This is a genomic window from Caballeronia sp. LjRoot34 (genome assembly GCF_964253815.1).
In the GTDB taxonomy this organism is placed as follows: domain Bacteria; phylum Pseudomonadota; class Gammaproteobacteria; order Burkholderiales; family Burkholderiaceae; genus Caballeronia.
Genome location: NZ_CAXUSB020000001.1, coordinates 2,417,398 through 2,430,216, shown reverse-complemented (window position 1 = coordinate 2,430,216; position 12,819 = coordinate 2,417,398). Strand labels below are relative to the sequence as shown.

General features: G+C 60.8%; 9 protein-coding genes and 1 other RNA gene. 2 read left to right on the top strand and 8 right to left on the bottom strand.

Annotated features, from left to right (window positions below):
- Positions 1-53: 53 nt before the first annotated feature.
- The 8 genes from ACSQ36_RS10865 to trxA all read right to left on the bottom strand — a co-directional run bounded on the left by ACSQ36_RS10865 (position 54) and on the right by trxA (position 9,002).
- Positions 54-1,433 (bottom strand): MATE family efflux transporter, encoded by a 1,380-nt coding sequence (locus tag ACSQ36_RS10865; protein WP_436181905.1) that lies wholly within the window; start codon positions 1,431-1,433, stop codon positions 54-56.
- Between the two features lie 2 nt (positions 1,434-1,435).
- Entirely contained in the window at positions 1,436-3,199 is a 1,764-nt protein-coding gene (locus tag ACSQ36_RS10860; RefSeq protein ID WP_436183153.1) for an ArnT family glycosyltransferase, read from the bottom strand.
- A gap of 305 nt (positions 3,200-3,504) precedes the next feature.
- A complete protein-coding gene (locus tag ACSQ36_RS10855) occupies positions 3,505-3,759 on the bottom strand; it encodes a type B 50S ribosomal protein L31 (RefSeq protein WP_031356448.1) in 255 nt (84 codons plus the stop codon).
- Positions 3,760-3,932: 173 nt separating this feature from the next.
- Positions 3,933-4,781: a M90 family metallopeptidase gene (locus ACSQ36_RS10850; protein ID WP_436181904.1), complete on the bottom strand. Its 849-nt coding sequence runs from the start codon at positions 4,779-4,781 to the stop codon at positions 3,933-3,935.
- 46 nt (positions 4,782-4,827) lie between these two features.
- Complete coding sequence (locus ACSQ36_RS10845) at positions 4,828-6,375, bottom strand: MFS transporter (RefSeq protein ID WP_436181903.1); 1,548 nt, start codon at positions 6,373-6,375, stop codon at positions 4,828-4,830.
- Entirely contained in the window at positions 6,375-6,854 is a 480-nt protein-coding gene (locus ACSQ36_RS10840; RefSeq protein ID WP_436181902.1) for a MerR family transcriptional regulator, read from the bottom strand. Before ACSQ36_RS10840 ends, ACSQ36_RS10845 begins: the two co-directional genes overlap by 1 nt.
- A gap of 176 nt (positions 6,855-7,030) precedes the next feature.
- Positions 7,031-8,296 (bottom strand): transcription termination factor Rho, encoded by a 1,266-nt coding sequence (rho, locus tag ACSQ36_RS10835; RefSeq protein ID WP_031356444.1) that lies wholly within the window; start codon positions 8,294-8,296, stop codon positions 7,031-7,033.
- Between the two features lie 379 nt (positions 8,297-8,675).
- Positions 8,676-9,002 (bottom strand): thioredoxin TrxA, encoded by a 327-nt coding sequence (gene trxA, locus ACSQ36_RS10830; protein WP_031356443.1) that lies wholly within the window; start codon positions 9,000-9,002, stop codon positions 8,676-8,678.
- Between the two features lie 391 nt (positions 9,003-9,393).
- Between trxA and ffs the strand changes: the two genes are divergently transcribed.
- Positions 9,394-9,492, top strand: an RNA gene (gene ffs / locus ACSQ36_RS10825) — signal recognition particle sRNA small type.
- Positions 9,493-9,813: 321 nt separating this feature from the next.
- Complete coding sequence (gene dnaX / locus ACSQ36_RS10820) at positions 9,814-12,654, top strand: DNA polymerase III subunit gamma/tau (protein ID WP_436181901.1); 2,841 nt, start codon at positions 9,814-9,816, stop codon at positions 12,652-12,654.
- The last annotated feature ends 165 nt before the right edge of the window (positions 12,655-12,819 follow it).

The following is a 12,819-nucleotide window of genomic DNA, read 5'->3' as shown; positions in this document are numbered from 1 at the left end:
TGACAAGACGATGTGAACTGATTGCATCGAGTGCGCGGTTGTGGCGGTTGAAGCTAAACCGGCTCGGCCCCTGCGCGGACGCGATCGTTTGGAATGTGCCGCGTGCTGATCCGACGCCAGTAGAGAAACAGTCCTACGCCGGCCACGCCCAGACTTAGCGAGTTCGCTACCCAGAACCCGCGTGCGCCTTGCAGCCATGCCGGCGTAAAACCGCCCACGTCGAACCCGAGCACGTACCCGCCGCCCAGCCCGATGCCCCACAGCGCAACCGCGTAGATCACCGTGGGCACGACCGCCACCTTGTAGGCGCGCAGCACGAAAGCCGTGGTGATCTGGAGGGCATCGAAGAAATGATAGAACACCACAATGGCCAGCAACGGCATGGCTGCCGCGATCACCTGGCTGTCAGGCGTGTAGGCCTCAAGCAAGTAGGGTCGCAGTGCAAACAGCGCCGCGCCGTACACGCACGCAATGCCGCACGACAACGCAATGCCGTGGCGGGCGAGCGAACGGGCGGCATCGAAACGTTGAGCGCCGAGTGCTTGCGAGACAAGGGTCGCGGACGCCACGCCAATGGACAGCGGCGTCATATAAAGCACCGCGCCAATGTTGCCGGTGATCTGATGTCCAGCCAGCGTGGTCGTGCCAAAGTGCGAGATGAACAACGCCATGAAGGTGTATGACGTCACTTCGATCAGATACGACAACCCCATCGGAATGCCGAGTTTGAGCAACGCCTTTTGACGCTGCCAGACGGGCCAGCAAAAGCGCGAAAACACGCCGAACGGCCGGAAGAACTCGACACGCAGAAGCACCGTTATGCCGACAATGGCTATGACCCAGTTGATGATCGTGCTGGCAATGGCACAGCCCGGACCACCCAGCGCTGGCACGCCGAAACCGCCGAAGATGAACCACAGGTTGAGCGGGACCTTCAGCATCAGCGCGCCGATTTGCAGAAACATGACCAAGCGTGGTTTGCCGACGGCGTTCGTGAGCGAGCTATAGACACGAAACGCGAGACCCGCGGGCAGTCCAAAAGAAAGGATGCGCAAATAGGCGAGGGTGCGATCGTGCAGGGCGGGAGGGGTATCGGCGATTCTCAGAAGAGGCTGCGGGAAATACAGGCAGACAAAGCCGATTACCGATAACACCGCCGCCAGCCATAACGCCTGCCGGACTTCCTCGCCGATCTCGGCTTCGTGCCGCGCACCGAACAATTGTCCGGCGATGGGCTGCAACGCCGTCAGAATGCCGGTCAAGCCTATATAGACGGAAATGTAGATCGACGAACCCAGGCCGAGTGCTGCAAGATCTGTCGCGGAATAGCGTCCGACCATGGCGGTATCGATCACCGCAAACGCGATGATCGCCAACTGCCCGATCAGCACCGGCCACGCCAGGGCCACGATCTTGCGGACATCCGGCCACATGGTCAGTCGCTTCCGCGATGCAGCGACTTCGGTCGCAGCCGCTTGACCGGCGCCACCGGCCGCTCGATGCGCACATACAGCCGGAACCGTTCGTCCCGGTCGGCCACGCGCCGGCCTTCCCACACGAGCTTCCACTCGAACGGCGAGATCGACGACGGTTCGCCGTAATCTTGCGTGTCCTGGCGCAGGATGACGTCGCAGTCTTCATCGAAGGCGAAATGCATGCCGCCGAAATACGCGAAGGTCGAAATCTGCGCATCGCCCAGACGCACCGGGGAAATGCAGGTGTAGTCAGGCGGCAGATGATCGGCAATCTGTTCGGCCACGTCGCGATACGTCCGGCTGTAGTTCACCACCGGCAACCACAGCGTCATCAGCAGCACCCACATCAGCGTGGTTCCCGCGCTCGACAGCACGACGCTGCGCCACAGCACCTTCGGATGACGTGCGAGACGCCAGCGCGCGAGCGAAAACCAGCATATCGTCACGGCGACCGCGCACACGAACGACAGGATCTTGAATTCGGGCTGGAAACCCGGTGCGAGACGCGCGAGATTGCGCGCGAGCGGCGCGGGGAAACTAAACAGGCCCGCGGTCCAGACAAGCCAGACGAACGTGGCGAGCAGGGTGAAACTCAACATCGCGAACCAGTCGATGGCGTTGATCGCCCCGCGCTTGAGCGTTGGCAGCGCGAACGTGGCCAGCACGGACAACGGCGGCAGCAACAGCATGAACAGGCGGTTCGACTGATGACTTTGCAGGATCACCAGCACCAGCAGCGGCCCGATCACCGATAGCGGCACAGCCACGTGTGGCGAGCGGCGCAGTCCGCTCCAGCTCACAAAGGTCCAGATAGCGAGCGGCCACGCGGGCCACGTGAAGAGCGGCAGGTTCTTGAGGGCGTAGGAGAGCGCCTGGATTGGCGAACCGGAAAACGAGTCGAAGCTGTTACGCCACCATTGTCGCAGCCACCATTCGCCGTCGTCCGGGTAGAAGTGCAGCACCGGCCACACCCAAGCGCCGATCAGGATGACCGCGACGGGCACGCCGAGCACAACCAGATAGAACGGCCGCACCTCGCGCACGATGACAGTCATGGCCAGCGTGCAGATCAGCAGTGCGAGCACCAGCACCGGGCTGCTCGACAAACCCACGAAGCCAATAGCCGCGCCCCAGATGAGCGCGCCCTGGATCGGCTTGTCGCAACTGCGCACGAGGCCGTAGAGCAGCATGGCGGTGCCGGCGAACTGAGCCAACTGGGGCGTGGTTTCGTGGCCGCGCTCCGCCAGGCCGAAGCAGGCGAGCAGGATCAGCAGCGCGCCGTCGGCGAGTGTGCGGCCGTAGTCGCGCGGCTCGGGCTCACCGCCAAAGGCGTATTTGAACGGTTGTGCCTCGTCGCGCCGGCCAAGTAGATACGCCGTGTACCAGACAAACGCGCAGGCGATACAAAACAGTAATCCCGTTACCACGCGCGATGCATTGCTTGCATCGACCCACGGGCTCAGCAGGCGGATAAAACCCGCGCCGAACCAGTACATGAACGGGCCGTCTCCGGTGAGCGCCTTGCCGACCAGATTCGGCAGCAGCCAGTCTTTCACGCTGCCGTTGGCCATTGTCCACATCACGCCGAAGCCCGCTGCGTCCTCGTTTTTCCATGGATCGCGGCCGAACAGTCCAAACGACGCGTAGATGATACAAATGGCGAGCAGCAGCCAGCGCGGCAGGGCGTTGGTGGCGGAGGCGGTCAGACGGACGACATTTCGCATGCGTTTGGGCGATGGAACGAAACTGATGGAGCGCGGATGAAGCAATGCGGCGGCGCTTGGGTCGTGCATGGCACGCGAATCTCGTGCCTTGGCGGGTCGTGCGATTTTTACCGAATCCGGCATTGTAGACGGGCGGCGTCGCGCGCGTCATTGCGGTGCTTATTTGCGTGGGGGTTTGACGGGGCGAGTTCGCCCGATTGCCTCCAGATTGCCCCGATGCCTGGGCAGAGACGGTCGCACAGACGAAAAAAAGGCAGCTTTCGCTGCCTTTTTTCGAATCCAGCCTTGGCTGCTTTCTCGACTAGTTACTTCTTTGCCGAAAATGCTGCGAACTTCTTGTTGAACTTCTCGACGCGGCCGGCCGTGTCCATGATCTTTTGGTTACCGGTGTAGAACGGATGCGATTCCGACGACACTTCGATCTTTGCCAGCGGGTACGTCTTGCCTTCGAACTCGCCGGTTTCGCGCGTGTTGATGGTCGAACGTGTGATGAACTTGAAGTCATTCGACATGTCGACGAACAGCACTTCGCGGTAATTCGGGTGAATGCCTTCTTTCATGGTCTTTCCTTGATATCTGTTGGTAGCCAGCCCACCCGGTTTGCGGGTTTTGCGCATTTTTTCAAGCCGATCCTGCGAGCGCGAGCCACTTGCCTGAGGTCGAAAAGCGGCAATTATGCCAGAAAATCAGCCGTTTGACATGTTTTCGGGGCACCCGGACTGAGGCATCGGGTTCATTCCTGCCCCGGCGCGGCCAGGGCTGCCAGCGCGCCCACGCCCGCCGGGTCCTGCCGGTAATATCGCGCAAGCGGGCGATACAACTCCGGATATTCACGCTCGAACGCCACGGGTTGCACAAACAGCGCCTCGCTGCAGACCGCAAAAAACTCCGACGGATGGTCGGCGGCGTAGGGATCGATCAACGATTCACGCTCAAACCGGCCCCAGCGGCGCGCGGGAACGGCATCGACCTGAGCGCAGAAATGGTCGTAGGCGTGATCGAAGACGTCGTTCCAGGCATTGGAATCGAGCGGCGCGTGCCAGCGTCGAAAGAGCGGCGGATGGCCGTCCGCCTCGCCATTGAGCATGTCGATCTTGTGCGCAAACTCGTGGATCACCACGTTGTAGGCGTCCTCGCCATCGGTCATCTGCGCGTCTTCCCACGACAGCACGACCGGGCCGCCTTCCCACGCCTCGCCGCTTGCATCGTGTTCAATCTCGTGCACCACGCCCGCCTCGTCCTCGACCGTCTTGCGAATCACGAACTCGCCCGGATACACAATCACGCCGACCCAGCCGCGGTAAAGTTCCAGGCTCAGATTCAGTACGGGCAGGCAGGCCTGCACCGCGATGGCGACGATCATCGCGTCGGTGAGCGTCAGATCGTGGGCGGTCGAAAACTCCTTTTCCGCGATAAACAACGTTGTACATTCGCGCAACCGGGCGCGTTCTGCGTCGTCGAGATGGCTGAAAAACGGCAGGCGGTCGAGCGTGTTTTGCCAGAGCGTGTTGTCGATGGCGTGTTTGCGCAGCGCTCTTTCACGACGATTCCCGCTAATCAGCCGGGTCAGGAAATTGGCCATGAGGTTTGTATTGCTCTCTCGATGTTCTCTCGAATTGCTCGCACGCTCAATCGATCTGTTTCTGCCAGAGCGCGAATACGCCGCCGCAAACCGCCACGCCCATCAGGAAATAAAAGCCATCGAGCGAAGCCAGGAAACTCGCCTGTTGCGCGACCGTACGGGCAATGGTTGCTATAGCCAGCGCGTGGGCATCGACGGCTGAATGGCCTGCCGCGGCAAAGCCATTCGCCAGCGTATTCGCGGCGTTCTGAAACTCCGGATTGTACGGATTCACGGCTTCGGCGAGGCGCGACTGATGCAGCGCTTCCCGATGCTGTTCAACGATAATCACCGCCGCCGTCGCAAACGAGAGCGTCAACTGCCGCACGATATTCTTCAGGCGGTAGCCATGCGTAAACTCCTCGATCTCGAAAATCCTGAACGTCAGATTCGCGACGGGCAATACGATGAAAAGCAGCAACAATCCACGCAGCAGCATGGGCAGGACGAGATCGCTTTGAGCCACGTCCGGCGACATTCGCGTCATCAGCCAGCCGACCAGCGCCGCAATCGCAAAACCCGGCACGATGATCCATTTCTTGCGCTTCACGTACTTCGTATACCTGAAATACAGAAACAGCGCGGAACCCGATATCAGCGAGGTAATGCCGACCAGCCGGCCGGTGTTTTCGACCGGATAACCCAGTCCCTGTTCGAGGAATCGGGAGATCAGGTAGCTGAACCCCGTCGACTCGAAGTAATAGAACATGTACAGCACGAGGCCGACCTGAAACGAGCGTTGGCGCAGCGCGTGGAGGCGCACGAGCGGTGCGGGATGATGCCATTGATGCCATGCAAACCAGGCGAGGGCGCCGATACCCGCGACCGTCAGCAGCACGAGCGCGGGCGAGGTGCTGAAGTGCACGAAGCGCACTTGTTGCATCACGATCTGCAGCGCGCCCTGCGCGAATGCAAATAATAGATACGGCCAGAAACTTGTCGCGCCACGTTCCTCTCGCACCACATTGCCGGAGTCAGGCAGCGCGAGCATCGCCAGCACGGCAAACGCGAGCCCTGCGGGCGCGGTGCAGGCGAACAACGCGCGCCAGTCGAAATGCGACACCAGCCAGCCGCCAAGCAAGGGCGCAACCGCGCTGCTGCCCACAATCAGGATCAGGAATGCCCGCGTTGCGCTGGAGCGTTTTTGCGGCGTAAAGCTCACCTGGATCAGGATGCGGCAGGCGCCCATCATCGGACCGATGAAATAGCCTTGCAAACCGCGCGTGAACATCAGTTGCAGCGAGGTTTCGGTGAGCGCCGACATCATCGCGCCGCACGCGTACAGCAACATGCAGCCGGCCACATATCGGCGGTGCCCGAGGCGGTCCACCCACCACTGCTGCTGCAAAATTCCGAGCACGGCGGCGACTGCGTAAGCACTCGATGACCACACGAGTTCATCCGGTGACGCATTGATTCCGCCCGCAATGTAGCTGGCGAAAAACGAGAAGATGGCGTTATCGAAGTAATCCAGCCCGGTCACGAGCGCGAGGACCCACGGGAAAAAATCGCCGCGCAACCGCTCGACGGTAAACACCGGCGCCCGCGCGCTCATTACTTCTTGCTCCCGGCTTTCGCGCCCGCCTTCGATCTTCGTTCGAGCAGCGCATCGGCAGGCTGGCCGGCGAGCCGCGCTTCCACGTAATCCAGGTCGAGACGCAGTTCGGCGCGCACCGATTGCGCTTCTTTTAGCTCGCGGCGTACGGATTCGATACGGCTATCGATCGCATCGAGTTGCTGCTGTAGACCCTGGCGGATGTCCGCCAGCGAATCCGGCGAATAGCGGTTCTGACCGGCTTCCGTTTTTTCGAGCGGCCGCTTGAGCATTTCCACAATGCCGTGCAGCGAAAATCCCAGCGATCGCAGCCGCAGGATCCGCCCGAAGCGCTCGAGGTCGTTTTCGTCATATAGCCGATAACGTCCCTGGCTACGGCTGGGTGTAAGCAGACCGCGTTCTTCGTAGTATTTCAGCGTGCGCGGGGTGACGCCGAGGCGTTCGGCGGCGTCGCGTACGGTGAGCAGTTCGCTGGACATGGTGCTGGCCGACGGGTTTATCGGCGGATGATGATGTCGCGAAATTATAGACCAACATGAACGTGAACGTTCACGTCTACAATCGTGTCACTCATTTCGGCAGACGAAAAAAAGCCGCCCGCGAATGCGGGCGGCTTTCATGTTTCGAACCAGCGCGTTGGATCAACTATGTTGAATTAACTACCGCCGCGGCGCATCAGATCGAAGAATTCAGCGTTGTTCTTGGTCTGACGGATCTTGTCGAGCAGGAATTCCATGGACTCGACTTCGTCCATGTCGTGAATGAACTTGCGCAGCACCCAGACTTTTTGCAGCAGGTCCGGCTTGATCAGCAGTTCTTCGCGACGCGTGCCCGACTTGTTCAGGTTGATCGACGGATACACGCGTTTTTCTGCGAGACGGCGTTCCAGATGCACTTCCATGTTGCCGGTGCCCTTGAACTCTTCGTAGATCACGTCGTCCATCCGGCTGCCGGTTTCAATCAGCGCCGTGCCGATGATAGTCAGCGATCCGCCTTCCTCAATATTACGTGCCGCGCCGAAGAAGCGCTTCGGACGTTGCAGTGCGTTTGCGTCCACACCGCCGGTGAGCACCTTGCCCGACGCCGGCACAACCGTGTTGTAGGCGCGTGCAAGACGGGTGATGGAGTCGAGCAGAATCACGACGTCGTGCTTCATTTCGACCAGGCGCTTGGCCTTTTCGATCACCATTTCCGCGACTTGCACGTGGCGCGCGGCGGGTTCGTCGAAGGTGGAAGCGATCACTTCGCCGACCACCGAGCGCTGCATTTCCGTCACTTCTTCAGGCCGTTCGTCGATCAGCAGCACGAACAGCACGATGTCCGGGTGGTTCGATTTGATCGCATGCGCAATGTGCTGCAGCATCACGGTCTTGCCCGATTTCGGCGATGCCACCAGCAACCCGCGCTGACCCTTGCCGATAGGCGAGATCATGTCGATGATCCGGCCCGTCACGTTCTCTTCACCGCGCATTTCGCGCTCGAGCGGCATCGGTTTGTTCGGATGCAGCGGCGTCAGGTTTTCGAACATGATCTTGTGCTTCGAGGCTTCCGGCGCCTGGCCGTTGACCTTGTCCACCTTGACCAGTGCAAAGTAGCGCTCGCCGTCTTTCGGCGTACGCACTTCACCTTCGATGGTGTCGCCTGTGTGCAGATTGAAGCGCCGGATCTGCGACGGGCTGATGTAGATGTCGTCTGTGCTGGCGAGATACGAAGTCTCGGGCGAGCGGAGGAAGCCGAAGCCGTCAGGTAATACTTCGAGCGTGCCGTCGCCGAAGATCGTGTCGCCGGTCTTGGCGCGCTTTTTAAGAATCGCGAACATCAATTCCTGCTTGCGCAGTCGATTGGCGTTTTCGATCTCCAGGCCATTGGCCATTTCGATCAATGCGGAGACGTGCTGAGACTTGAGCTCGGATAAATGCATACGGATTTCCCGCCAGGGAGAAGAGGTACAACAGAGAATTTGGGAGGAGAAGTGAGCTGAACGCTCAAGGACCTAAACGTCTTGCCGTCTTAAGAAACGTCTTGCAGTCTTAGGATTCTAGCATAGCACATGCCGGCAGGGCCTCGGGTGGCCATGGTGACAGTGTGATTTGTTCATGTTGTGGCCTCACAACAATCTGCTGGAATCTCACGTGCAGCTAACTGCTTTTGCTGTCTTTACTTGTATTTGCCGATGCTGCCCGGATGAGACGCGGCTCAGGGCCGGGTCGTGCCGCTGGGAGGCAGTTGTTCCGCGAGAGCCGGAAATGCCGTTGCGGGCTTTCCGGCTTCGAGTCACAACTGCGAGTCGCAGCTTCCAATCACAGGTTGCTGTCCAGAAACGCGGTCAGTTGCGACTTGGACAATGCGCCGACCTTCTGCGCGGCGACTGCGCCATTCTTGAACAGGATCAGCGTGGGGATACCGCGCACTCCGAACTTGACCGGTGTCGACTGGTGCTCGTCCACATTGATCTTCGCGATCTGCAGGCGGTCGCCGTAGTCCTTGGCCACTTCGTCGAGGATCGGAGCAATCATCTTGCAGGGACCACACCATTCCGCCCAGAAGTCGAGCAGGACAGGTTTATCCGATTTCGTGACGTCCTGGTCAAAGGATGCGTCGCTGATATGTTTGATCGATTCGCTCATTATGTGAATACCTCTATGAATTCGAGGCCCGCGTTTGAATGCTCGCCACGATACACCAAAACAGGAAATAGTTCGCCGCGCTGCGGGGTGTAGAGCCGCTCGCTTGGGTGGGCGCATACCGTTGCCGGAAAAGCCGCGTTCTGCCCGTCACACGGTGATTAACCGGTGCTTCAAATTGTCATCTTAGCTTACTTTGCTATCTGTTGCCGGGTACCGATAGGCCCCGTCTGGATGAATCTCCAGCACCCGATATTGCGGCGTATTTATACAGCCAGTGCATGCCGCAACGCTGCTGCTCCCAGGTCATGCATATTGCGATTGCGCGCCTGAATTGCAATAGCACCCTCCTTGGTGGTGGGCGCGGCGATCCTTCTCTGATATGATTCTCCGTGACGGGCCTCCTCGCATGGTGGCGCGGTCAACCTGGTCAGGTCGGGAACGAAGCAGCCACAGCCGTTTTCTACCAGTGCCGAGGGTCGGGCTCGTCACCTTCGCTTTTCGTGTTTGTTTTTCGTCATCGTCCAGTCGTTCTCCGTCCCTCGCTGTATTCGCTATTTTTCGTCGCACCCCGTAGTTTCCCCATCGTCCTATTGTTTTGTCCCTCGTTTCAAACTTCCTTTCGGCCGGGTTTCTCGCGTCTTGTTAAGGTTTGCGTTTGTTTGCGTTTTTCGTACGCTTACTTTTCACGTTTTTCGCCCTTGAAAAAGCCACTCTGCCGGTATGCGGGCTAGGTTTCTGCGCGCTGCTTCCACGGGAGTGAGTCTCTTGGCGAAACGCTTTTGCCTCTTGACGTTGCTGATACAATTTCGGCATGACCTATCAAGTTCTCGCACGCAAGTGGCGGCCCAAATCTTTCGCTTCGCTCGTTGGCCAGGAGCACGTGGTACGCGCGCTCACGCACGCGCTCGACGGCGGACGGCTGCACCACGCCTATCTGTTCACCGGCACCCGTGGTGTCGGCAAGACGACGCTGTCGCGGATCTTCGCCAAGGCGCTCAATTGCGAGACCGGCGTGACATCCACGCCGTGCGGCGTATGCCGGGCGTGCAAGGAGATCGATGAGGGACGGTTTGTCGATTATGTGGAGATGGACGCGGCCAGTAATCGCGGCGTGGACGAAATGGCCGCGTTGCTCGAGCGCGCGGTGTACGCCCCGGTCGATGCGCGTTTCAAGGTCTACATGATCGACGAAGTGCACATGCTCACGAACCACGCGTTCAACGCCATGTTGAAGACGCTGGAAGAGCCGCCCGCACACGTCAAGTTCATCCTGGCCACCACTGATCCCCAGAAGATCCCGGTCACCGTGCTGTCGCGCTGCCTGCAGTTCAATCTGAAGCAGATGCCGGCAGGGCAGATCGTGGGGCATCTGGAACATGTGCTTGGTGAAGAGCAGATCCCGTTCGAGCTGCAAGCGTTGCGGCTGTTATCGCGTGCCGCGGACGGCAGCATGCGCGACGCGCTTTCGCTCACTGACCAGGCCATTGCATATTCGGCCAATCAGGTCACCGAGGAGGCCGTGCGCGGCATGCTCGGCGCGCTCGACCAGAGTTATCTGATCCGCTTGCTCGACACCCTCGCGGCCGGCGACGGGCAGGGCGTGCTTGGCATCGCGGACGAGATGGCATTGCGCAGTTTGTCGTTTTCCACGGCGCTGCAGGACTTGGCCGGGTTGTTGCATCGAATCGCGTGGGCGCAGTACGCGCCGGCTTCGGTACTGGACGAATGGCCGGAGGCCGCCGATATCCGCCGTTTCGCCGACTTGCTCAGCGCCGAGCACGTGCAACTGTTCTATCAGATTGCAACGGTCGGCCGCGGCGAGCTGGGTCTGGCACCCGATGAATACGCCGGTTTCACCATGACCCTGTTGCGCATGCTTGCGTTCGAACCCGCGGGTGGTCCTGATGGGGGCGGCGCGCGAGTGAGGCAGGCGGTTGTGGGTGCGCCCAGTGCCGGCGGGACACGTGAGGCGGCGCCGAGTGGTGTCGTAGCCGGTGGGACGGGTTTGTCGGCCGCGGGTGTTGCGACGCCGGCAGTGAAGCGCGCAGTCAATAGCATCTCTACCGGAGCGGCCACGACGGGTTCGGATCGCGCGAAAACGCCGCCGGCGCCGGATGCGGTGTCCGAGCGCAGCCTGGCTGCGGATGGCCGCGATGCGGCTCCGACGCCAGAGGCGGGCTCAGGATCCGTCTCGCGCGAAAGTCTTGCAGCAACTGGTGTCGATGTAGCGCAAAGCCTCGCGGTTGAGCCGACGCCGGCTGCGACGGCGAGGGTGATCGCGGAGCCTGATCAACCGGCTGAGGTTATCGATATCCCCGCCGTTGCCCAGGCTCGTGTCATCGATCCGGAAGATGCAGCGCAAGAGAAGACTGAAGCGCTGACGGACAAATCTGTCGACGATCGGCATGACGATGATGCAAAGATCGACGCAGCGGATGCGCAAAGCGCTCCGACGACCACTCCTGCCGGAGCGGGGTCCCCTGAAGTAGCGGCACTATCTTCAGATCCGCAGCCTTGGGCCGACGCACCTTCGTCATCTGCCAGTTCCGATGCCTCGCCGGATGACGTCTTGGCTATTCCTGAGTCGGAAGCCGATTCCAGCTCCGCGACGCTGGCCGCAGCCGCCCAGGAACTCGTCGATCGTGCCGCTGCCGATCGGGTCGAGAACCGGGTCGAAAACCGGGCTTTACCGCCGGCTGAAAAAATTCCATCGCCACGTGCGGCGGGTGGTGCTAGCGCCGCGCTCGATGTGTTACGTAGCGCGGGCATGCGGGTATCGTCGGATCGCGGGGCGCGTCCTCCAGAACCCGTGCGCAAACCCGCAGCGAAGGCGACGCCGACCGTGCAGGTTCCTGTGCCACGCCGGCCTGCTGCTTCGGCCGATCGAAGCGCAGCACCCGCGGCCGACTCAAGGTTTAACGGTGCGCAGCCGAACGTGAACGGCAATGATGCAAATACCGGAGCGCCGCGCGGCGCTAACGGCACTGGCGGCACTGGCGCCATCGCAAGCAAGAACACCGGCGGCGCAACTCCTCCGTGGGAAGAAATGCCGTTGGACGACTATCAACCGGTATCGTCGGAAGAGGGCTATTTCATGCCGCCCGACGACGGTTTCATGCCGGCGTTTGACAGCGGTCCCGACGACCTGCGGTTTAACGATGCACCTGCTGCCAAGCCAGCGCCCAGAGCCGATGCACGCCCGCTGCCGCCGGCTGTCCCGCTCGATGCCATTGGCGTGAGCGGTGACTGGCCAACGCTTGCCGTGGATTTGCCGCTGAAGGGCATCGCTTACCAACTCGCTTTCAATAGCGAACTGACTGCGTGCGACGACGCGTCCATCACGCTTGCCGTGCCGGTCCCGCAATACGCCGAAAGCGCACAGGTCGCGAAGCTGAAGGCTGCATTAACCGATAAGCTCGGCCGGCCGATCGACGTGAACGTGAATGTCGGCCCGGCGCGTCGCACGGCCGCCGCGGTCGATGCCGCCACTCGCGCGCAGCGCCAGCAGGAGGCGGAGCAGGAGATAACGCAGAACCCGTTCGTGCAGTCGCTGATCCGCGATTTTGGCGCGAGTATCGTGCAAGGTTCGATCAAGCCGCTGGCATCGGGTAGCGCACAGGATGGCGGCCAGAACGCGGCATCGGCGAACTGACGTTTTTTCTGTTGGCGAGGAAAGGCTGGCTCGGTAGCGCGGCAGGCGGCGGAACATCGCGGACGCTGCACTGCAGGCAAGCACGCAGTGCTCAGGCTCCGAAAACCGTTAAGCTACGCAGCCCGTGAGAATCCTGGAAAGCGATAAAGCCAGAACCCCCGCGCA

Excerpts from the sequence above, each read along its gene's own strand:
- ACSQ36_RS10865 (WP_436181905.1), bottom strand. The coding sequence starts at position 1,433 with ATGTGGCCGGATGTCCGCAAGATCGTGGCCCTGGCGTGGCCGGTGCTG.
- ACSQ36_RS10860 (WP_436183153.1), bottom strand. The coding sequence starts at position 3,199 with ATGCGAAATGTCGTCCGTCTGACCGCCTCCGCCACCAACGCCCTGCCG.
- ACSQ36_RS10855 (WP_031356448.1), bottom strand. The coding sequence starts at position 3,759 with ATGAAAGAAGGCATTCACCCGAATTACCGCGAAGTGCTGTTCGTCGAC.
- ACSQ36_RS10850 (WP_436181904.1), bottom strand. The coding sequence starts at position 4,781 with ATGGCCAATTTCCTGACCCGGCTGATTAGCGGGAATCGTCGTGAAAGA.
- ACSQ36_RS10845 (WP_436181903.1), bottom strand. The coding sequence starts at position 6,375 with ATGAGCGCGCGGGCGCCGGTGTTTACCGTCGAGCGGTTGCGCGGCGAT.
- ACSQ36_RS10840 (WP_436181902.1), bottom strand. The coding sequence starts at position 6,854 with ATGTCCAGCGAACTGCTCACCGTACGCGACGCCGCCGAACGCCTCGGC.
- rho (WP_031356444.1), bottom strand. The coding sequence starts at position 8,296 with ATGCATTTATCCGAGCTCAAGTCTCAGCACGTCTCCGCATTGATCGAA.
- trxA (WP_031356443.1), bottom strand. The coding sequence starts at position 9,002 with ATGAGCGAATCGATCAAACATATCAGCGACGCATCCTTTGACCAGGAC.
- dnaX (WP_436181901.1), top strand. The coding sequence starts at position 9,814 with ATGACCTATCAAGTTCTCGCACGCAAGTGGCGGCCCAAATCTTTCGCT.